The organism is Actinocrinis puniceicyclus (assembly GCF_018283645.1).
Taxonomy (GTDB): Bacteria; Actinomycetota; Actinomycetes; order Streptomycetales; family Catenulisporaceae; genus Actinocrinis; species Actinocrinis puniceicyclus.
Window position 1 is genome coordinate 1 of the sequence record NZ_JAGSXH010000108.1, and the last position, 19,430, is coordinate 19,430.

General features: G+C 70.2%; 25 protein-coding genes and 2 pseudogenes. 10 read left to right on the top strand and 17 right to left on the bottom strand.

Annotated features, from left to right (window positions below; all coding sequences use genetic code 11):
- Positions 1-1,392: LCP family glycopolymer transferase (locus KGA66_RS22875; protein WP_211470456.1), on the bottom strand; the 1,392-nt coding region annotated here is incomplete at its 3' end.
- 234 nt (positions 1,393-1,626) lie between these two features.
- Between KGA66_RS22875 and KGA66_RS32505 the strand changes: the two genes are divergently transcribed.
- On the top strand, positions 1,627-2,298 hold the full coding sequence (locus tag KGA66_RS32505; protein WP_211470459.1) for a hypothetical protein: 672 nt from the start codon (positions 1,627-1,629) through the stop codon (positions 2,296-2,298).
- 15 nt (positions 2,299-2,313) lie between these two features.
- Positions 2,314-2,505 (top strand): annotated as a pseudogene (locus tag KGA66_RS32230) (undecaprenyl-diphosphate phosphatase); the annotation flags it as partial.
- Between the two features lie 15 nt (positions 2,506-2,520).
- Here KGA66_RS32230 and KGA66_RS22890 read toward each other — a convergent pair.
- Positions 2,521-3,339 carry a COG4705 family protein gene (locus tag KGA66_RS22890; protein ID WP_211470461.1) on the bottom strand — a complete coding sequence of 273 codons (819 nt, stop codon included), beginning with the start codon at positions 3,337-3,339 and terminating at the stop codon, positions 2,521-2,523.
- Positions 3,340-3,642: 303 nt separating this feature from the next.
- Here KGA66_RS22890 and KGA66_RS22895 point away from each other — a divergent pair, with 303 nt between their 5' ends.
- The gene (locus tag KGA66_RS22895; protein ID WP_246508362.1) at positions 3,643-4,386 is read left to right on the top strand and encodes a response regulator transcription factor; all 744 of its coding nucleotides are present in this window, start codon (positions 3,643-3,645) and stop codon (positions 4,384-4,386) included.
- Here KGA66_RS22895 and KGA66_RS31820 read toward each other — a convergent pair.
- Together KGA66_RS31820 and KGA66_RS22905 are read right to left on the bottom strand one after the other, a co-directional pair.
- Positions 4,335-5,633, bottom strand: a complete 1,299-nt coding sequence (locus KGA66_RS31820; RefSeq protein ID WP_211470463.1) for a HAMP domain-containing sensor histidine kinase — start codon at positions 5,631-5,633, stop codon at positions 4,335-4,337. The two genes, KGA66_RS22895 and KGA66_RS31820, sit on opposite strands and share 52 nt — an antisense overlap.
- A gap of 262 nt (positions 5,634-5,895) precedes the next feature.
- Complete coding sequence (locus KGA66_RS22905) at positions 5,896-6,762, bottom strand: COG4705 family protein (protein WP_211470465.1); 867 nt, start codon at positions 6,760-6,762, stop codon at positions 5,896-5,898.
- 394 nt (positions 6,763-7,156) lie between these two features.
- Between KGA66_RS22905 and KGA66_RS32510 the strand changes: the two genes are divergently transcribed.
- Positions 7,157-7,642 (top strand): MFS transporter, encoded by a 486-nt coding sequence (locus KGA66_RS32510; protein WP_211470467.1) that lies wholly within the window; start codon positions 7,157-7,159, stop codon positions 7,640-7,642.
- A gap of 254 nt (positions 7,643-7,896) precedes the next feature.
- On the opposite strand, the gene KGA66_RS22915 is transcribed toward KGA66_RS32510, so the two are convergent.
- From KGA66_RS22915 to KGA66_RS22925, 3 genes are all read right to left on the bottom strand, one after another.
- Complete coding sequence (locus KGA66_RS22915) at positions 7,897-8,124, bottom strand: hypothetical protein (protein WP_211470469.1); 228 nt, start codon at positions 8,122-8,124, stop codon at positions 7,897-7,899.
- A complete protein-coding gene (locus KGA66_RS22920; RefSeq protein ID WP_211470471.1) occupies positions 8,121-8,477 on the bottom strand; it encodes a hypothetical protein in 357 nt (118 codons plus the stop codon). The genes KGA66_RS22915 and KGA66_RS22920 overlap by 4 nt, the downstream gene beginning before the upstream one ends.
- Before the next feature lie 139 nt (positions 8,478-8,616).
- On the bottom strand, positions 8,617-9,255 hold the full coding sequence (locus KGA66_RS22925) for a hypothetical protein (RefSeq protein ID WP_211470473.1): 639 nt from the start codon (positions 9,253-9,255) through the stop codon (positions 8,617-8,619).
- Positions 9,256-9,594: 339 nt separating this feature from the next.
- On the opposite strand from KGA66_RS22925, the gene KGA66_RS22930 reads away from it, so the two are divergent.
- The 4 genes from KGA66_RS22930 (at position 9,595) to KGA66_RS22945 (ending at position 12,713) form a co-directional block, all read left to right on the top strand.
- On the top strand, positions 9,595-10,362 hold the full coding sequence (locus KGA66_RS22930; RefSeq protein WP_211470475.1) for a phosphatase PAP2 family protein: 768 nt from the start codon (positions 9,595-9,597) through the stop codon (positions 10,360-10,362).
- Positions 10,363-10,592: 230 nt separating this feature from the next.
- The gene (locus KGA66_RS22935; RefSeq protein ID WP_211470477.1) at positions 10,593-11,246 is read left to right on the top strand and encodes a DedA family protein; all 654 of its coding nucleotides are present in this window, start codon (positions 10,593-10,595) and stop codon (positions 11,244-11,246) included.
- 75 nt (positions 11,247-11,321) lie between these two features.
- Positions 11,322-11,753, top strand: a complete 432-nt coding sequence (locus KGA66_RS22940) for a BlaI/MecI/CopY family transcriptional regulator (RefSeq protein ID WP_211470479.1) — start codon at positions 11,322-11,324, stop codon at positions 11,751-11,753.
- A 9-nt stretch (positions 11,754-11,762) separates the two neighbouring features.
- Positions 11,763-12,713: a M48 family metalloprotease gene (locus KGA66_RS22945; protein ID WP_211470481.1), complete on the top strand. Its 951-nt coding sequence runs from the start codon at positions 11,763-11,765 to the stop codon at positions 12,711-12,713.
- A gap of 151 nt (positions 12,714-12,864) precedes the next feature.
- On the opposite strand, the gene KGA66_RS22950 is transcribed toward KGA66_RS22945, so the two are convergent.
- The 6 genes from KGA66_RS22950 to KGA66_RS22975 all read right to left on the bottom strand — a co-directional run bounded on the left by KGA66_RS22950 (position 12,865) and on the right by KGA66_RS22975 (position 16,178).
- Positions 12,865-13,635: a hypothetical protein gene (locus KGA66_RS22950; RefSeq protein WP_211470508.1), complete on the bottom strand. Its 771-nt coding sequence runs from the start codon at positions 13,633-13,635 to the stop codon at positions 12,865-12,867.
- Positions 13,636-13,637: 2 nt separating this feature from the next.
- Positions 13,638-13,925: a hypothetical protein gene (locus tag KGA66_RS22955; protein ID WP_211470483.1), complete on the bottom strand. Its 288-nt coding sequence runs from the start codon at positions 13,923-13,925 to the stop codon at positions 13,638-13,640.
- A gap of 248 nt (positions 13,926-14,173) precedes the next feature.
- Entirely contained in the window at positions 14,174-14,443 is a 270-nt protein-coding gene (locus KGA66_RS32515; RefSeq protein WP_211470486.1) for a hypothetical protein, read from the bottom strand.
- A 123-nt stretch (positions 14,444-14,566) separates the two neighbouring features.
- Positions 14,567-15,001 (bottom strand): Mu transposase C-terminal domain-containing protein, encoded by a 435-nt coding sequence (locus KGA66_RS22965; protein WP_211470488.1) that lies wholly within the window; start codon positions 14,999-15,001, stop codon positions 14,567-14,569.
- Complete coding sequence (locus KGA66_RS22970; RefSeq protein WP_211470490.1) at positions 14,998-15,414, bottom strand: GntR family transcriptional regulator; 417 nt, start codon at positions 15,412-15,414, stop codon at positions 14,998-15,000. The genes KGA66_RS22965 and KGA66_RS22970 overlap by 4 nt, the downstream gene beginning before the upstream one ends.
- The gene (locus tag KGA66_RS22975; protein WP_211470492.1) at positions 15,411-16,178 is read right to left on the bottom strand and encodes a hypothetical protein; all 768 of its coding nucleotides are present in this window, start codon (positions 16,176-16,178) and stop codon (positions 15,411-15,413) included. The genes KGA66_RS22970 and KGA66_RS22975 overlap by 4 nt, the downstream gene beginning before the upstream one ends.
- A 600-nt stretch (positions 16,179-16,778) precedes the next feature.
- Between KGA66_RS22975 and KGA66_RS22980 the strand changes: the two genes are divergently transcribed.
- Together KGA66_RS22980 and KGA66_RS22985 are read left to right on the top strand one after the other, a co-directional pair.
- The gene (locus KGA66_RS22980; protein ID WP_211470494.1) at positions 16,779-17,084 is read left to right on the top strand and encodes an effector-associated constant component EACC1; all 306 of its coding nucleotides are present in this window, start codon (positions 16,779-16,781) and stop codon (positions 17,082-17,084) included.
- 257 nt (positions 17,085-17,341) lie between these two features.
- The gene (locus KGA66_RS22985; protein ID WP_211470496.1) at positions 17,342-17,827 is read left to right on the top strand and encodes a hypothetical protein; all 486 of its coding nucleotides are present in this window, start codon (positions 17,342-17,344) and stop codon (positions 17,825-17,827) included.
- Positions 17,828-18,006: 179 nt separating this feature from the next.
- Here KGA66_RS22985 and KGA66_RS22990 read toward each other — a convergent pair whose 3' ends face one another.
- From KGA66_RS22990 to KGA66_RS23005, 4 genes and pseudogenes are all read right to left on the bottom strand, one after another.
- On the bottom strand, positions 18,007-18,456 hold the full coding sequence (locus tag KGA66_RS22990; RefSeq protein ID WP_211470498.1) for a hypothetical protein: 450 nt from the start codon (positions 18,454-18,456) through the stop codon (positions 18,007-18,009).
- Entirely contained in the window at positions 18,449-18,916 is a 468-nt protein-coding gene (locus KGA66_RS22995) for a hypothetical protein (RefSeq protein ID WP_211470500.1), read from the bottom strand. The genes KGA66_RS22990 and KGA66_RS22995 overlap by 8 nt, the downstream gene beginning before the upstream one ends.
- A gap of 86 nt (positions 18,917-19,002) precedes the next feature.
- Positions 19,003-19,185 (bottom strand): annotated as a pseudogene (locus tag KGA66_RS23000) (helix-turn-helix domain-containing protein); the annotation flags it as partial.
- 47 nt (positions 19,186-19,232) lie between these two features.
- A partial coding sequence (locus KGA66_RS23005; RefSeq protein WP_211470504.1) for a hypothetical protein occupies positions 19,233-19,430 on the bottom strand: 198 nt, incomplete at its 5' end.

Below are 19,430 nucleotides of genomic sequence, written 5' to 3' on the forward strand. Positions count from 1 at the left end.
GGGCTTGGTGTAGGGGGTGTCGGATTTGAGGGCGGCGAACATGGAGTCGGCGGCGGGCTGGTCGAACTGCAGTTGCTGCTTCCACGCCGGGTTCGGCCCGGCGTAGGGGATGGTGGGTACCGAGAGCATGGTGACCCTGCTGGTGGGGACCTTGCCGATCTCCTGGGCGAGGCTGAGCAGGTCCAGCACGCTGCCAAGTCCCGAGTCAACGGTCAGCGCCTTGGTGGCCGCGTCGGCCACCGAGTACAGCGTGGTCACGTGCGTGAGCGACGCGTTGGCCTTGAGTTTGCGCAGCAGCGCGGCCAGGAACATGTGCTGGGCCTGTTCGCGGTAGACCTCGTTGATGAACGCGTGCCGGGTGCGCAGCCACGCCAGCGCCTGGGTGCCCTGGATCACACTGGTGCCCTTGGGCAGCTTCAGGTGCGAGTAGGAGTCGTAGACGTTGTTGGTCACGCACACCGGCACTCCGCCCAGGGCGTTGGACATGGTGACCACCCCCGACATGTCGATCTCGATGAAGTGGTCGATCGTCAGGCCGGTGATGTCGTGCACGGTCTGCACGGCGCAGGCCGGGCCGTGCACGAGCGAGGCGTTGATCAGATCCGTCGGGTCGTGCGCGCATGCGGGCAGGTGCACGATCGAGTCGCGGGGGATCGACATCACCGTCATGTTCGAGCGGTCCGCCGCCAGGTGCACCACCATCATGGTGTCGGCGGCGGAGGCGGTGTCCGCGCATGCCCCGCCCAGCCTGCAGTCCTGCGCGTTGACCCGCCCGCCGTTGCCCAGCAGCAGGATGTTCAGCGGGCTCTGTCCGAACCGGTTGGGTACCTCCCCGGCCTGGGTCACCCCGTCCGGAAGCAGCGAAGTGCTCTTGATATTGCCGCTCAAGTGGACGTACAGGTACTCCCCCGCCCCGAGTACGGCCAACAGCACCGTGGCCAGCGACAGCGACACCCACTTGAGCGCCTTACGCTTTCGACCGGCCGGGCGCCCGCGGCCGGTGCGCCCTGCGGCGGCCGTCCGGCGCGCGTGGCCCGAGGGGTCCAGTTCGTCCAGGTCGATGTCCGGGTTGATGCGACCGGGCCGGTGCGCACCGTGCGAGGAAGGGGCGTCCCACGCGGCGCGTCGCGCTGGCCGCGCGCCGGAATCGCACCGAGCGGCGGGTGGCCGCCGGCCGTCCTCGGCCCGCTGCCGCCCGCCGTGAACACCGGTGCCCGCGTCGCTCGGCGGTCTCCACACGTCGTGTCTGCGCGGCACGCCGTCGATGCCGCCACCGCGATCCGGCTGCCGGCCATGCCCGGCCCGGTCCCCCGACGGCGAAGCGTCGCGCCACGCGCCCGGCTCGTGACGCCGGTCGCCGTCGGACGGCCACCACTGCCCCTCACCGCGCATTCTCGCGTTCACCCTCCCGCCGCGGCCGCTTGCATCTACTATCCTGTAGTAAGGACGCGGTCGCGGCCTGGCGGGTTTCTCGACTCCCTCAGGCGACGCGGCGGCGCCGACGACAAGCCACAGGACACGCACGACGTTCGGCCGCACGCCCGCGTCGACCGTCTCAACAGACACGATCGCGCCGTGGATGCCCGCCACGGCGCGCCGCGGCTCGCGGTACGCCGGGAGGGGAATGTGACAACCGTGCGCCGTCTCGGGCGCAGCCTGCGCCAGCGGTGGTACGTCGCGCTGCCGCTGGCGGCGCTGACCCTCGCCGCGACCGCCGCGGTCGCGCACACCATTCCGACCGAGTACCGGGCACGCGCCATGGTCGGCCTGCTGGCCGCGCACAGCGGGGTGCAGGGAAGAAGTGGCCGGCCGCAATACGGAAACCCGTTCCTCGCCTTCGGCGCCGCGCTCACCGATACCGCCGACCTGCTGACCCGGCGGCTGGACTCGCCGACCGCGGCCAGCCGCCTGCGGGCCGAGGGCGCCACCGACAGCTACGCGGCCAGCTTGGCCGCCGACGCTCCGGGCCCGTTCATCACCCTCACCGTCACCGGCGTGAACCGCGCGCAGGTCGCCGCCTCGCTGCACACCCTGCTCGGCTACACCGCGCAGCAACTGACCGCGATCCAGGCCCGGGCCGGCGTCTCGCCCGCCTCGATGATCCGCTCCTTCGTCATCATCGCCCCGACCAGGCCCGCCACCCAGCCGGCGCGCAAGGTGCCGGCGGTACTGGGCGTCGCGATCGCCGGATTGGTGGCCAGCGTGCTTTCGGCGCTCCTGGCCGAGAGCATCGCCGCAGCCCGCCGCGCCCGACGCGCCGCGGCGATGGCCGAGCCGGGAACACTCGCGCGAGCGTAGAGCTACCTATAGGCCGTCGTCCTCGGCCTGCTGCAAGGCGTCACCGAACTGCTCCCGATCTCCAGCCTCGGCCACTCGGTGCTGGTGCCCGCCCGGATCGGTCGTTCCTGGCAGCACCTGGTCACCGAGACCTCCTCCGCCGAGTCCGGACAGGCCCCGTACCCGGCGTTCATCGTCGCCCTCCGCGTGGCCACGGCGCCGGCAGTGCCGGGACGTTCGCGCTTAGACTTTCTCGGGGATGAGGATGTCTTCGTTGGCCGTGTGGGTGTCCGCCTTCTCGATCCTGTCGATTTTGGTGGCGCTCAGGTACACGACGACCAGCAGGATCGCCGCGAGGAACGCCAGGCTCGGCCACAGGGTGCCCAGGCCGAGGCCGCCTTCGCTCCTGTCGGATGCGAGGTAGTCGCCGATGTTGGCACCCAGCGGGCGGGTGAGGATGTACGCGATCCAGAAGGTCAGTACGGCGTTGGCGCCGGCTTTCCACGCCACGAGGGTGGCCGCGGTCAGGGCGAGCGGCAGCAGCACGGAGGCGCCTGGGCTCCAGCCGGTCAGTTCCACGCTCCAGTCGCCCAGCGCGGTGCCGAGCGAGAAGGTGACCAGGACGGTGAGCCAGTACCAGCCTTCCCGGGAGCGGGTGTTGATCGCGTGGATCGAGAGGGTGCGCTCCCGGGCGTACCAGGCGGCGAACACGGTGGCGAGCAGGGCACTGAAGACGGTGCTGCTGATCCACAGCGGTACGCGACGCCCGTCGGTGAGATTGTCGGTCAGCAACGTCCCCTCGACGCTCACGAGAACGACCGTGAGCCAGTACGCCCACGGCGTGTAGCGCCGGGTGCGCGACTGTGCCGCCAGGCTCGCCGCCAGTGCGAGGGCGAACAGGATCGTGGTGTTGCCTAAGCCGAACCCGAGGGTCTCGTTGATGTAGTCGGCGAAGCTCTCCCCGACGCTCGTGCACAGGATTTTGATGATCCAGAAGTAGACGGTGATCTCGGGAACCTTGTTCAGCACAGTCGCGTGTCGCTGCGGTGTCGCGGTGGACATCTCTCTCCGTCGCTTCGCGGGACGTTCCAATCCCAGGTTGTTGGTGTCGGGGCGGCAGCCCTCTCGGCGCGGTTCCCGGTTCGTGGATGGCAGGATATTTAGATAGACGGCCGCATCCTTCGGCGTCGTCGTGCGTGGCCGGCGCACGCGGTTGCATACGACGGCCGGGCCGATCGCCTCGTCGCCGAATCGAACGAAGGCGTGGCCACGAACCTATTGGGCGGGCGGCGAGCGGATCGCCAGCGGACGGTTAAAGATCGCTAACTTTCCGTGTTTCATCCATGGCGCTGTGTAATGGTGGTCATGGTGATCGGTGATCTGTTGGTGGTGGAGGACGATGCGGACATCGCCGGGGAACTGTTTCAGGCGCTGACCGGCCACGGCTATCACGTGGTCACGGCAGCGAGCGGGACGCAAGCGGTCGACTATGTGCTGGGCCACCGGCCCGACCTTGTGCTTCTCGACCTGGGGTTGCCCGATCTCGACGGTGTGGCGCTGTGCCGGCGCCTGCGCACCCTGCTTCCGGCGGCGAGCGTCATCGTCGTGCTCACCGCGCGCACCCAGGAGTTCGAGGTGGTCGTGGCCCTGGACGCGGGCGCGGACGACTATCTGACCAAGCCGTTTCGCCTGACCGAACTGTTCGCCCGGCTGCGCGCGCACCTGCGCCGCCGCCAGGCCACCTGCGGACCGCCGGTCATCCGGCTCGGACGCACCCGCATCGACACGCGGGCCCGCCGCGTCCATATCGCGGAACGCGAAGTCGTGCTGCGCCCGAAGGAGTTCGATCTGCTGGCGGCCCTGGCCGAGAGGGCCGGGGCGGTGGTGAGCCGGGAGCAGTTGATGGAAGAGGTGTGGGATGAGCACTGGTGCGGGCCCACCAAGACTCTCGACGTGCACGTGTGCGCTGTGCGCCGCAAACTCGCCGACGCGGACCCAGATGCCGCGGCGCTCATCACGACCGTGCGCGGCCGGGGTTACCGTTGCGAGCTGCCGCTTCACCCGCCCGCGAGCGACCCCGCCGTCACGCTGCCACCGTTCGTGCCCTGAAAGGGCGCCAGCAGGCTGAACACCGGTCTCGGCCCGCAACGCCGCACCACCAGGCGTCCTCCTTCTGCCTCGGCGAGCGAGCGCGCCAGCGGCAGCCCGATGCCGTGGCGGATGCCGCGCTGCCGACCGGTCGCGTCCGGCTCGCCGCCCGCCGGCAGCCCGGGCCCGTCGTCACCGACCTCGAAAGCGACGCCGTCGCCCATGTCGGCGACCGTCAGCCGGATCTCGCCGCGGCCGTGTAGGAGCGCGTTGTCCAGCAGGATGCTCAGGATCTGGGTGATGGCCGCCTCGCAAATCCGCACCGGCGCGAGATCGGGTTCGCAGCGCACGATCAGCTGCCGTCCGGCTTCGAGTACCGCTGCGCGGTGGTGCTCCGCGACCCGCAGGGCTACCTGCGCCGCGTCCACGGCGCGCTCGCCGCCGCTCGTCTCGCGGGCCAGTTGCAGCAGCTGGTTCACCGACTCGGTCAGGCGCTCGGCCCGGCGAAGTGCCGTGTCCACGGATTCGCGCCGAATATTCTCACCGTCGGCCCGCGCCGCCTCGAGCCCCAGAATCAGGGCGGTCAGCGGCGTGCGCAGTTGGTGCGAGACCGCGGTGGTGAACCGCCGTTCCCGCTCCAGCACCTGCCCGAGCCTGCGCGCGCTCGCCCCAAGTGCCTGCCCCGCCATGTCCGCTTCGCGGATCGTGCTGCGAGGGGCCTGGACGGTGAAGTCGCCGGCCCCCAGCGCGCCGGCCATCGCGGTCAGCCGCTGCAGCGGGGCAGCCACCCGCGACGCCAGATGCCAGGCCAGAGCGGCCGAAAGCGCGACGACGGCGCCGCCGAGGGCGGCCACCAGCAGCCACACCCGCATCCAGCGGTCGGTCACCAGGTCCCACGGCATCCACGCCCGCACTGCTGCGGTGACCCGGCCATTGTGCGAGACCGGCGCCACGACCGCCAGGTGCCCCGCCTCGATCGCCTGGTGCAACCCGCCGTCGCGCGACAGCACGGCCACCGCCGAGGTCGGCGGGCCTTCCCCGGCGATCTTCCGGCCATCCGGCGCGTACAGGCCGACATCGACGCCGCGCGACAACTCGGCGAAACCTGTCGACGCATCCGTACTGAGCACGGGCCGCGACCCTGCCTGGGCCGCCGCCCAGATCGCGTCGCGCTGCAGCCGCACCACCGCGCCCCGGCTGTAGACCTGGCCCATCGCCCAGGCCAGCGGCACGGTGAACAGCACAACCGCGCAACTCGCCACCGCCACGATCGAGCAGAGCACCCGCGTGCGCAGAGGGGTACCGTCCCGCCGACCCGGCCCTTCTCCGCGTGGCCGGTTCACACCGACTCCGATCCGCCCGTACGACACGTCCCCATATTCACGCCGGCGACGCGCACCGCACTGGCGACACCACCGAAGGTCAGCCTTTGGTGCAAGCGGATGGTTCGCCGACCTCGACCTTGCGGATACCGCCGACACACCGCCGGCCTGCAGCTCCGGCCGCCTCGCGCCCTCCCGGGCGCGCCGGTCAGCGCGCCGCGGCGCGGTCCGGTTCCAGGACGGGCTGCGGTTGCCGCTGGACGTCGGCGCCGGTGACCGCGAGGTAGGCGACCAGGCCGAGGATCAGCGCGCCGAGCACCAGCATCACCGGAGCGTCGCCGAAGCCCATACCGCTGGTGTTCTTGGGCTTGCCCAGGCCGTCCGCGAGCGACGCCCCGAGCGGCCGGGTGATCACGTACGCCGCCCAGAACGAGAAGATCGCGTTCCAGCGCAGGAACCGGTAGCCGAGCGCGGGGATCAGGATCAGAGCGGCGAACAGGGCGGCCGACGGGAAATAACCCAGGTGCAGGCTGTACGCGGTGAAATCACCCAGCGCGGTGCCCATCGCGAAGGTCGCCACCACCGCCGCCCAGTAGAACGCCTCGCGCCGCGGGGTGTCCACGCTGTGGATCGACAGCGTCCGCTCCGTCATCCGCCAGCCGACGAACACCGCCGCGAGCGTCACAGCGTACAGGGCCGAAGAGACCGGGTAGGGCACGCCGAGCGCGACGTGCAGCACGTCCGCGGCCATGGTGCCGAACACGCCCACCATGACCACCGCGAACCAGTATGTCCACGCCCGGTACCGGGCCGCGCGGAACTGCAGGACCAGGGCCAGGACGAACCCGGCGAAACCAAGCACCACCGCCACCTGCGGAGCCATCGCGTTGACCAGGTAGTCCGAGGTCGACTCACCCATCGCCGTCGACAGACCCTTGATAATCCAGAACACCGCCGTGATCTCGGGAACCCGCAACACCCCCGGCGCGGTCAGCCACGAACGCGAATGCCGCGCCCTGCCCGTCACGCTCCCACCGCGGGCCAGCACGTCCGCGCGGCCGCCCTCGTCCCGCATGATGTCCCCTTCGTTCCAGTCAGATGCGATGGTCAGCAAATTCAACGACGCGTGGTGACCTCGGCCAGTTCCTGGAGGTTCTGCACGCACAGGCCGCCCGCAAGGCGCAGTACACGACCGCCGCCACCAGCAGGGTGGCGGCGGCGCACGATCCGGCCGCTTATCCGTGGCGGCTCGAGCAGGGAGGCGTTCCTCCCGGTGCTCGGGCACCATGCCGGGCATGGGCCCGTGCTGAGCGACATTCCTGACGCTGATGGGAGCGGTGGGTTCGGGCACTGCGTGTGCCGACAGGACTCGGTGGCATGCCGTGGGGCCGGGGTGTTCGTCGGCGGCGGCTCCTTGCCGATGTGGGGCGTGCGATGGCCCTCTCTGTGATCTCTTGCCGGAGCTGCTCGTGAGGGCCGGGAGCGCTTGGAGTCGCTGTGCTCAGGCAGAGGCGGACGCGCGCAGGGTCGAGGCGGGCGGCGGCGATGGTCCCGGGCCGGCCGGAGTGCTGATCGCGGCTGCGCTCGTCGGGATCGGTACCAGCGTGATCACCCCGCTCGGGTTCACCGCACTGGCCGCCTGCACCGAACCGGAGCGGCTCGGAGCGAGCATGGGCGCGGCCGAACTCGGCCGGGAACTGGGCGATGCCGGGGGCCCGCTGCTGGTCGGCGCGATGGCCGTCGCAGCAGGCCCCGGTGCCGGATTCGGGGCGCTGGCCGCGCTTACCGCCCTGGCCGCGCCCATAGTCCGAAACAGGCTGCCGCGCGATGCCGGCGGCGAGAGCACCCCGGGGACCGGCCGCAGCGCGAACCTCGGCAGAGAGCTGAGCCCTACCGCCACCCGGTCGCGAGGGCTAGGCAGTGTTGGAGAATGTCTCAAGGGGCGAATCCGGTGATCGACTTCGCCTGGACGCACGGCCGAAACGTCCACAGACAACCGGTATGAGCACGCTCCGGCCGCGCGCCCATGCTCGTCGCTGACCGGATTCGCCATCACGATTCCGGGCAAAGCGGCGGTCGAATCGTTGCCTTGATACATTCCCCAACACTGCCTAGGGCACCGGCGGCTGCCGAACGGGGCCCGGAGGAGTGATCGCCGCGAACCGTGGCCCGGGTCCGCGGCGACTTGCGGTCACAGGCGCCCCGGGTGCTACTTGGTCAGGTAGATGATCACGACGATGATCGCGCCGAGGGCGGCGACGCAGAGGACGGCGAGCAGGCAGGAGAGGGTCAGTCCGAGCAGGATCTGGGCGGCGGCGAGCAGAACCCCGCCCGGTCTGTCGGAGCGATCGCGCCGGCTGCGGGGCCGTGCGGAGGTGGTGCGCGTTCGTGTGGGGGTGGCGTGGCCCCGCGTGCGCGGCGGCGGGGCGGCGCTCACTGAGGGCCCCGGTCCGGGTTCACGCCGGCGCCCGCCCTTGCCGCCGGCGGCGACTGGAGAATCGTCGCCAGGCTGCGGGCCAGTCCGCGGCAGTCGGTGATGTCGATCGTCGCGCCGCTGTTGCGCTGCGGCGCGCAGCGGTCGAGCAACCCGCGAGCGAGATCCTCGACCCGCGCGCAGAAGGTGTCGGCCGCAGCGGGGTGTCGTCGTTCGAAGGTACTCCAGCGTTTGGAGGCGACGCGGATGATCCGGCTCCACTGCTGCGGGTCGCTGCCGGGGATCGGGTTGCCCTCGCGCTGCGCCGCGCCCAGGGCGGCTATCAGCAGGCCGGCCTGCGCGGTGTCGTGTGTCATCCAGTCCTCCCGTGCGCGCCACGGCAGCGATCCGTCGTGGCGGGCGTGCGAACGCGCATTGCTTCTACGCGATTGTAGATCTGGGGTCGGGCTGGGTGATCGCCGTTTGTGCCCGGTCGTGTCAGGGTTTAGTCACAGGTCAGGTCCGCGCGGGGGACTCGGTGCCTCGGACCGCTTCCCGGCCGGGGGCGCCGCGCGGCGCCCCTGCGCGGCGCGGCCGGTCGCAGTCCGGCATCGCCTCCGGGCGAAGCGGCGGATGGCCAGCACGTTGACCGGCCCTAGTAGCAGCGCGGCCAGGAGCTCGCCGAGAAGCAGGGCGGGTTCTGAGGCGGGGTGCGAGCACACCGGCCGCCAGGGCACCGACGGCGAAGGCGTAGCCGCAGGCGGCGAAGACCTGGTCGCGCAGGTGTTCGGCGGGGATCTGCGCGGGCGCGTTCTCGTCACGCTCGTGGCGGCCTCGGGGATCAGCGCGCATAGCCGTCACGGCTCCCCGGCAGCCATCTGCGCCCCTGCCGACCGCGACGGCCTGGATTGCGGCGGCCTTCTCGAGGGCGCGCTCGCGGCGGCGGATCACGACCAGGACCGCGAGCCCGCTGAGCATCCATGGCAGCGGCGGGTGCCCGGCGGCGCAGGCCAGTCCCGCCGCGAGCAGCAGAATGTCGCCCGGCGGCACGAAGGCGGACGGGAACTCCGATTCGATCAGCGGCACCAGGAACACCGCCGCCGCGGCGAACGGGACAGCGATCGACAGCAGCGGGGTAACGGATCGCGAATCCACCGCGCCTGCCTCCCGACGACTGGTCGCGAACCTTGCCCGCAGGGGTCTTCTACAAGACCGTCGTAGTATTCCATGAACGAGGACACGCTTCTACAGGCTTGTAGTAGCCTCGCCTCGGTGTCGAGGACGCGCGCCGGGCCCGCATGGTCGCGGGCCGCGCTGCGGGCCCTCGCGATCCTGCTGCGTTCGCCTGCCGGACGCTGCGGGTTCACGCGGATGTCGCCGATCCTCTACACTCCACTCGACTTTTACATCCTTGTAGATCTTGTGCTGTGTGCTGCCGCGGCGCGCCGGCCCGGGAACTGCACAAGCCCTTCCGCGAGAAGAGACGACCCGCCCATGCTCCTTGCGCTCGCCGCACCGCTGCACATCAAAACGGTCACCACCGCCGACGACGGCTGGTACCGCTCGATCACCTCCTTCGCCCAGCACACCGCGTGGCTGCAGGGCACGATGAAGCTCTACACCCTCACCGGGATCGCCCTGCTGTGCCTAATGGCCCTCTACGCCTGGTGGAACGCGCGCGCCCGCGCCGACCACGCGGCGATGGCCGCGGTCGCCTGGCTCGGCCTGGGCACCTTGCTCTCCATCGGCGGCGGCCTGCTGCTCAAGCAGATCTTCCAGGAGAACCGGCCCTGCCAGGCCATCCACGTGGCCACCGTCGAGGCCTGCCCCGGCCCGGCCGACTACTCCTTCCCCTCCGACCACACCACCTTCGTCGTCGCCCTCGCGGCCGGCCTGTGGATCGTGGGCCGCAAACTCGGGATCATCGCCGCGATCCTCGCCGCCATCGAAGGCTTCGACCGCGTCTACCTCGGCCAGCACTACCCGCACGACGTGCTCGGCGGGGCCGTGCTGAGCACCGCGGTGCTGCTGATCGGCTGGGTTCTGCTGCGCGGCCCGCTCACCCGCCTGCTCGCCCTGCTCCTGGGCACCCCGCTGCGCCCGCTGCTGACCACCGCCCCGGCCGCCGCCACGAACACCCCGTCTCCCAGCGCCGCGCCATCCACGCACACCCGGCGCGACGCGGCCACGGCCGGCGGAGACCCGGTGAAAACCCCCGCCTCGTTCCCGCGGCCCGAGACCTGGAGTCCCGACTCGCGCTGACCCCTCGCGAGCGGGTGCGTCCTGCCCGGTTCGGCCGTCGTCGCCCGAACTGGCGGGCCGCGCGCCGGCCGAACCGGCGGGCCGCACGCCGGCCGAACCGGAACGCAACCGCCCGCACCCCGAATATCTACAATCATGTAGAGTCACCCGCGGTTCGGGGACGCGCGGCCCCTTTCTCCTCAACCCGCGTCCCCGAACCGCCCACACCACACGGCAGGAAGGCCACCGACGTGCAGAGCTTCATCGCGAACTACGGCTACCTGGCCATCTTCCTGCTGATGCTGGCCGAGTCCGCCTGCATCCCGGTCCCCTCCGAACTGATCATGCTCTTCGGCGGCGCACTGGCAGCCGGCGCCGTCACCGGAACCCACCTGAACCTGGCCGCGGTCATCGCCGCCGGTGTCCTGGGCAACCTGGCCGGCAGCTACCTGGCCTACGCGGCCGGGCGCTACGGCGGTCAGGCCGCACTGCACCGCTGGGGCCGGCGCATCTACCTGCGCGAGCACGACCTGGACCGGGCCACCGCCTGGTTCACCAAGTACGGGCCGGCCGCTGTCGGCTTCGGCCGCTGCCTGCCGGTGATCCGCACCTTCATCTCCCTTCCCGCCGGAATCGCCGGCATGAACGCGGTCCGCTTCGGCCTCTACACGGTGATCGGCTGCATCCCGTGGACCGCCGCGCTCGGCTGGGCCGGCTACGCCGTCGGCTCCCGCTGGGAGACGATCGCCAACGACTTCCACGGCCCGACCTACGCCATCGCCGCCCTCGTCGCCCTGGCCGCCGCGGTGGCCGTGGTGCTGTTCCTGCGCAACCGCCGCGCCGCGGCCCGGCAGGCGCAGGCGGCCGGTGTCGCACCGCAGCGCACCACAGCCCACCGGCGCTAATCTGAACCGGCTCGAACGACCTCGCCCCGACACCGATCCTCGGTCGCGGGACGCGCTCACCAGGGAAGGTGCACCATGGCTGCGCTCCGCAAGCCCCAGCGCAACAAGGCTCCGCGCCGCGCTTCCGGCGCCCTGGAATCGGCTGTGCTCGCCGTGCTGTGGGAGGCCGGCCAGCCGCTCAGCGCCACCGACGTGCGAGAACGGCTCCTGGCCCATGACGGAGGCTCCGCCGATCTGGCGTACACCACGGTCGTGACGATCCTGACCCGGCTGCACGAGAAGAACGCCCTGTACCGGCAGCGCGAGGGCCGCGCCTACCGTTACGCCCCGGTGGCCGACGAGGCCGGCCTGGCCGCCCGGCGCCTCTCCGCCCTGCTCGACGCGACAGCCGACCGCAACGCGGTGCTCTCCAGCTTCGTCAACGACCTCTCGGACGCCGACGAACAACTCCTGCGCGCGCTGCTCGGCGCGCGCACCCACGGCACCAGCCATCCCGCGCGGGGGTGAGCGATGCGCGTGTTCGTGTACGCAACCCCGCTCTTCCCCCTCGCCTCGCTCCCGCTCGCCCGCCTGGCCACCACCCGCCTGCACCCGCGCCACACCACCTGGCTGCTGAGCCTGGCCGCCGTCGTGCTCGCCGCGACCAGTTGCGGCGCGCTCGGCCTGGTCGCGATCGCAGCCCTCGTACGCATCCCGACCCTCGCCCACCTCGCGCACCTGTCCCACCGGGTGATCGCCACAGGCGACTCGACCTCCGGCGCGATCGCCACGATCGCCGGAATCCTGTTCGGCGCCGCGCTGCTAGCCACCGCGACCTTCACCATCGCGCGCACCCGATCCCTGGCCGCCGCGTTCGGCCACGCCCGCGCGCTCCCCGGCGCGGCAAGCCTCGTGATCACCCAAGACCAGGCCGCCGACGCCTACACCATCCCGGGCAACCCGGGCCGGATCGTGGTGTCCACCGGGATGCTCGACGCACTCGACACACCCGCACGCCGCGCGCTGCTCGCCCACGAGCACGCACACCTACACGGCCACCACTACCTCTACGCCACCGCCGCCCGCCTGGCCGCCGCAGCCAACCCGCTCGTGCGCCCCCTGGCCGCGGCCGTCGAATACGCCCTCGAACGCTGGGCCGACGAACACGCCGCCGACACCGTCGGCGACCGCCACCAAGTCGCCGCCGCCATCGCCACTGCGGCAATCGCCGCCAAACACACCCGCGCCCGCCCAAGCCCGACCCTCGCACTCGGCGCCGTCTTCAGCCGCACCAGCACCCCGCGACTGGACGACGCCGGACCCGTGCCCCGCCGGGTTGCCGCCCTGCTCGCCCCCGCACCGCGCACCAGCCTGCCCATACTCGCCGCCGGGCTCGTCGTGATCGCACTGGCCGGCCTCTTCGCCCTCGAAGCCGCCAACGACCTCCAAGACCTGCTCTCCCTCGCCCACGTCGCCGCACGCCGATAAACGCCGACCCACGCCGCAGACCGAAGCGAAGGAGCGCACCCGCGCGGCACTAGCTAGTGGTGGTTTCGTTGGAAGATCGTCTCGACCGGTTCGCCTCCCGCCCACCGCTCAACGCGGACGCGGCATATGCCCGTTGCCGGCGCCGCTCGGATCAGGGCTCTCCGTCCAGGAGTTCGGCGGCGGCCTTGGGGTCCATAAGGTTGGACCAGACCTGTTCGGCCGGGAGCAGGTCGCGCTCGGGCAGCGCGTACTCGGGGAACCAGGCTGTCGGGTCGCAGCCGGGCATGCGGTGCAGGATGGTCGAGGTCAGGTTGGGTGGGACGGGACCGGTAATGCGGATCGCGGCGTAGGTCTCGTGGCCGTCGTCGGCTCGAACGATGACGCCGAGGCGGAAACCGGGAAGGTCAGCGGCGTGTTCGTGGCCGTCGCGCAGGGAGCCGCGGACCAGGTCGCGGATGGTGGCATCCAGGCGCAGCGCGAACCGGGTGGCGGCCTCGATCCGGTACCGGTCGGCGTCGTCGGCGTTTGGAAGCAGGTCGGCACTGTGGGTGTCGGTGGTCAGCGGCTTGTCGTGCTCGGCGTTGTAGCGTTGCCGGGCGGCCTGGGTGCGGGTGTGCAGAGCAGCATAGAAGTCGTCACCGGAGCCGTCTTCGCGGGTACCGGCGGCGACCAGCCAGAGGCGGACCTCGGCCTCGGGCTCGTCGTGCCAGATCGCGCCGCGCCAGCGCTGCACCTTGACTTTAAACAAGACGGCGTCGTCGATCGAACGGATCCGCTCGTGCGGGGTGTCCGGGTCGGCGAACTGCTCGCCGGCCTTGGCCAGCAGCGGGTGCTCGGCAGCCTCCAGCCGGACCCGGGCAGGTGGGATGGGCAGGCGTAGATCCTCGCGCAGGCAGCGCAGCGTCGGGCGCGCGGCGGGCACGGTCAACGGTCCCAGTCGCCGGTGCCGCCGAGTTCGGCGATCCGCTCCGGAGGCAGTCCGGTGAGCGCGGTGACGGTGGCGGTGAGCGAGCCGTCAAGGACTTTCATCGACTCGATCATCCCGGCGCGGATCCGCTCGCGCTGCTGTTCCAGGTAGACCCTGGTGGCCTCGGCGACGAAATCCTTCTTCGTCATGCCCAGGAAGTGCGCACCCTGGGAGATCAGCTCGTCGGTCGCGGGATCGATCTTCAGCGGGGACTGCCGTTTGGTCGGGCCGGTCGTGGTTGCCATGGGACCCACCTCCATGCGGCCATGGTACCCAAGTACCTCAGGTGTAGGGATGCACATGCCGACGGCCCCGCCGGAACCTTCGTGGCTCCGGCGGGGCGTGTCGTGGACTGTCAGCGGCGTCGAACGCCCACCAGCGGCGGATCGCCGTCCTCCGGACCCTGCCCTTGCCGATAACCTCATCCGTGCTGGTCAGAGTTAGCGTACGCGTGAGGCCGATGTAGCGTGCGATAGCGAACGGCGGAACGTCCTCATGGCTGGCGGTTGCTGTGGCATGGTGATCGACCGTGCTGCTGCGACTGGCTTACCTTGGCGTGGCGAACGCGTTCGCGATGTTGCGGCTGCTTCCGATGAGCCATCGGGACAAGGACGCCGAGGTGCACGATCCGGGCTAGTTCGTTGATCGGCTCGGGAGGACGCAGCACCAGGATCTCGACATCCTTCTCCCGCTCCCCCGCCAGCAACAACCGCACCATCGCGAACACGTTGCTCACCGCGAGATACGCCAAACGCACCAGCACAACAAACCATCGTGCCCAACCCACCACCACGACACGCGGAAAATCCAGCAGAACGCTGATCAGCTACCCAGCCCATGTGACCTTCACGGACAACATTGTCGGCACCCACACCCTCCCCTCGCGTCAGGCGCGGGTGGATCCCAGCCGGGCCGTCCACGCCGCCATCTTGCCGGGCACGGCCTGGTCCGAGGGCGGAGCCGGCGGCGGCAGCGGTCCCGGCACGGGCACATCTGCACGGCGCTGACGGTCCCGGCGCGCCCGCCGGGTGGAGTTGTGCGCGCCCTCGACGACCTGGCGCATCTGCACGGCCATCGCGAACAGCGCGTTCTCGTCGACCTCGCCGCGCCCGAACTCGCGAAGCCGAGCCACCGCGGCCGTCTGCTCCCACACGCTGATCGGCGGGCGCGACAGCGTCCGGTACGGCACCTCTATATAAGCAGCGCCGCCGCCCGGGTCCAGGACCCAGATCCGGGAGATGTCGCGCGGGTCGCGGCGCAGCACGAACTTTCCCAGTTCCCCGCGGCGGGCGATGAACGGGTAAACTGACCAGCGACTCAAGCACTCCGGCAAACCCTCGGGAAGCTGACTTCTTCAGCGGACGCCTGCTGGACGGCATCGACCGCTGCTTGGCGGTCTGCGCCCAGCAGGAGAGCGTGGCGCAGGTACGCGATTGCCTGCTGACGCAGTAGCCGTTGACGTTCACTGTCGGACAGGAGCGGGGGATGGTCGACCACGCGTGTTCCAGCGCCGCGCCTGGAGTGGACCAACCCTGCTAACTCCAACTCGCGATATGCACGGGCCACGGTGCCCACCGCCAGTGCAAGGTCCCCGGCCAGCTGCCGCATCGGTGGTAGGCGATCCCCCGGGGCGATGACGTGGCAGCGAATCAGGTCGTCGAGTTGTCGTCGGAGTTGCTCGTACGGCGGTGTGGGATCGTTGGCGGTGACGACGAGTGTCGGGCGGGGGTTCATGAGGGTTCTTGTATCGCAGGTGTGCGGCGGCGCGCAGAGAAGATCGCCGTGCAGCTGCGACCCAACAGAACGAGCCAGGCCGGTATCAAGGCGATCAGTAGCCAGCCGGCCGCGGTCCACCATGCTGGACGACAGGTGATCGATAGGAGCGCGCCTGCTGTCACCAGGCAGACGCCAATGAGCGGGATTGTGACCAGGACCCCGCATGCACCCGTGACCGCGTCGGCCGCGTGCCGCCGGTGGACATCGTCGCTGACGATGCGGCCCGAGGGGTCCAGGGGGCGTGGTCGGCGCACAATCTGCCGCAGCGCGAGAATTGCGGTGACGATGCCGACAACTACCACGCCGGCCAGCGGGACGCTGTAGAACGATCCCGCCCACGGGCCGTGGGCCTCTGAGCTGATCGGGCTGCATCTGCACACCAAGAGTCGGCCGGCCCGGCCGAGATCATCAGGAGACGCTGCAGCGGTCGTCGCCAGCAGGAGCGCGGCCAGCGCGCACGCCGCAGTGGCCACGGCGTTGCTGAGCTGCCGTGGCAGGAAGTCACGTACCCGCCGGACCTCCACGGCTGCCAGGCGCGTCGGGCCACCGGGTGCACCCACGCTGGACTCGCCGACAAGGACGCCCGCCAGGACGCACAAACCGAATAGTGGAGCGGCGAGCATCATGCCGCGGCCAAGAGCCCCCGACTCTGCGGCGACACCGGCGACGAGTGTTCCGGCTCCGACGCCGCCCCACCGCCACGCGGCGGTCGTGTGGGTCACCGGTTCGGGGCCATCGTCGTCTGGGACGCAGCGCGGCCTCGCTCGAGCCGATAGCGCGATCGGAACTCCGACGAGCACCGGTACGGATAGAAATGCGACGACCGACACACCCATCACCAGCCCACCCCTTTGTACTGCGAACTTGATACAAGACACTATGAGGCGGGACGATACTTGTGTCAAACACATGGTTCAAGAACGAGTCGGATCGACACGCTCCAACGAAGCAGCGGGCGTCGCTAAGGGGAACGCCCACCGGACACTTTCGCGGACCACCTATCTGAGACGGCGTCCGCGCTCGTCGGCTTGTCCTGTCGCTGTCGGTTTCCGGAGTCGTCTGCACGGATGACCGAAGTGCCATGCACTGACGCCGCGGGGCGATCTGGCGTTCGCTGAGCGTCGAAGGCGGGCCGAGATGCGGAAAGCCCTCTGTGGAGCGCCGGATTGTGGCAGTCTTGATGGGTACGCCAGGTGAGGATTGAGATCGCTGGCGTGGTCGTGGGGACGCTCGGGGCGGGATGGCTGCGGAAATACGGCTCAGTGTGGACGGCTTCGATGCTGAAGCGGCCGGGGACCTGTGGCGTTGGCTGAGCGAGGTCGATGAACGCGGGGGTGGGTCGGCTGGCCGACCGCCCGATGGCCGCATCGCAAGAGGCTGCGCAGACCATGGGCCCGACCGTCGCCGATACAGTCGCCGTCGGCCTTGGCGCGGGCGGTGCGATCTCGGTGCTGGCCCAGGCGCTGGTGGTCTGGCTGCGGCGTCCGCGCGGCCTTGCGATCCGGCTGAAGGTCACCCGGCCGGACGGCATCACGACTGAGCTGTCGGTCGATCGCGCCGACGACGCCGCTGCCGCCGAGGCACTGGTGCGGGCCGCGCTCGGCCTTGGCGATCCCGTCGCGGCCTAGGACAGAAAGCTGGGGGCTGAAGGCGTGTCGTATCCGGATCCGGTCACCTCGGGCGCTGTCGTTATCGGGGTGAGCCGGTACTCCAGTCCCGAGTTCGACGACCTGCCCGCGGTCGCGGCTAACATCGCCGACCTGCGCGCGGTGCTGACCGACGCATCGCGGGGAACCTTCGCTGCCGACCGGTGCCTGGCGATCCAGGACCCGCAGGAGCTTGGCGAGGTGGCCCGCCCGCTGATGGACGCGGCCGGCAAGGCCGTGTGCTTGGTCGCGACCACGCCGAGACGCTCGTGCTGCGGAGAAAGCTCGCCGATCAGACGCAGCGGGCCGGATTGCCGCGCGCAGCGATGGAGATCTCCCGGCAGATCGTCGAGACCGACGTCGCCGCGTACGGGCCGCGGGACTTGATCACGTTGCAGGACCGGTTGATGCTCGGTCAGCACGCGTGGGTCGGCGGGGACTGGCCGGCAGCTGTCGCGATATACGAGGCGCTCATCGACGACTGCGGGTGGACGCTGGGCCGCGAGGACCGGGTCACACTCCAAGTGCGCTTCCGACACGCCACTGCCATCGGACTGATGGGGGATACGATCAGGGCCAGAAACCTTCTCCACGACGTCAAGAGCGATCAGAGCCAGATTCTCGGCAAGGACCACAGAGACACCCGCGAGACCCTCACGAAGATCGCCTACTTCGTGCACTCCATGCCGGGCCCCGCCTTCCGGCCACCGATGCCGCCACTGTGAGGGCCCTGGCCGCCTGCAACCCGGCCGAGCACGGCGGATGACGGGCCGGGTCCCTGCCGGGTGCCGCGGATAATCGGCTGTTATCTGCAGCAACATCGTGACCGGTGCCTGCGGGGCGCCCAAGGTCGGTGTCCGAAGCCGCCCGCGTCGGTACTGCCGACCATCGCTGAGTGCTTGTGTCAGGTTCCGAAGTCGTCCGCGCGAATCGCCGAAGTCCCCTGCACTGCGTCGATGTCCGGATTCACCCGCGTCCGACCGTAGGGCTCAAGCCGGTCCGGTGAGGGAAGGGTCCTGATCGTGGCATCGCTCCAAGAACAGACCTCAAGCCAGGACAGGTAGCCGTCGCGAGCGAAGACGAGGACCTCGCCGAGGGGTTCGCCGCACGGTCCGACGATGCCGGCTTCGGCAACGAGCGGATGGCGTGCAGGATCGATGGGGCCCGGCATGACAGCCCCGGTGTCCAGATCGAAATACACTGTGGCGCACCCGCACCCGCAGCGTCCCTTGATCGTGACATGCGGGATCTGCGCCAGAAGAGCAGTCTGTACGGGATCATCGGGTCGCAACAGGTGCGTGAGCGTCATGACTACGTCGTCGGGAAATGGCTCCGTGCCGGGGTGATCAGTCATCGGCCGCGACGATCACGGACAGCGTCTTGTTCCGGCAGTCGATGAGCACCAGTTCGTGGAACTCGCCGTGGACGCCGCCCCAGTCGTGGAAGGCATCAGGGCCGAGGTCGCGCAGGCTTAAGGTCCGCTGTGCGTTATGCAGCGCTCGATACACCTGCTGCTCCATGTCCGCCAGTCGGCCCTTCGGCAGCGGCGCGTGCTGTTCGGCCCACCGCCGCAGGTGCTGCTCGGCCTGGGTGGCATCGATCGGCTCGTAGCAGGCGGGCGTGATCTGCTCGCGCCAGTACGGGCCGTGCCGTTCGGGATTGTCGCCGGGATCTCCTCCTGCGTGGTCGTCGCCGAACAGCGGGTGTCCGATCAACGCCGCGAGCAGGGTTGCGTCGTCCTCTGCCTTATCGGTCGGCCGGAAGCGCTGGATGTCGACCCATTGGAATGTGCCGTTCTTGAAGTTGATGAACACGTGCTCGGTGTGGCCGAGCAGTTGCGGGCCGGCGACTTCGCAGGCCCCTGCGGCGTGGCCGGTCGCCGGCTCGGGGCCGGGCGTACTCATGCCCGGGATCCGGTTTCACCAGCCGCGCCGTTCTGGGCGGGAACCCGCTGCAGGACGCGGTAGACCGTGGGCCGGGACACGGAGAACACTTCGGCGAGGTCGGCGATGGTGTACTCGCCGGTGCCGTGCATGCGCCGCAGTTCGCGCTGCTGTTTGTCGGACAGCTTGGGCTTCTTGCCCCAAGGCCTCGAAGTTAAGGATTCCGGGTGCTTGTCCAGTTTCTGGCTCATGTGAGCTGGTAGGTCGCTGGGCTGGTCTTCGTCAGGTAGCCGAGTCTTGACCAGGTGGACATTTGGACGCAGAAGCTGTTCAAGCCCGTCTCCTCGGTGATGTCGAAGGCTCGGGCGAGGTCGCGGGCCCGCCATGGTTGACCGGGCCGGGTGCCCATGAGTTGGAGGACGGCTGCTCGGCGACCTGGCGGCCG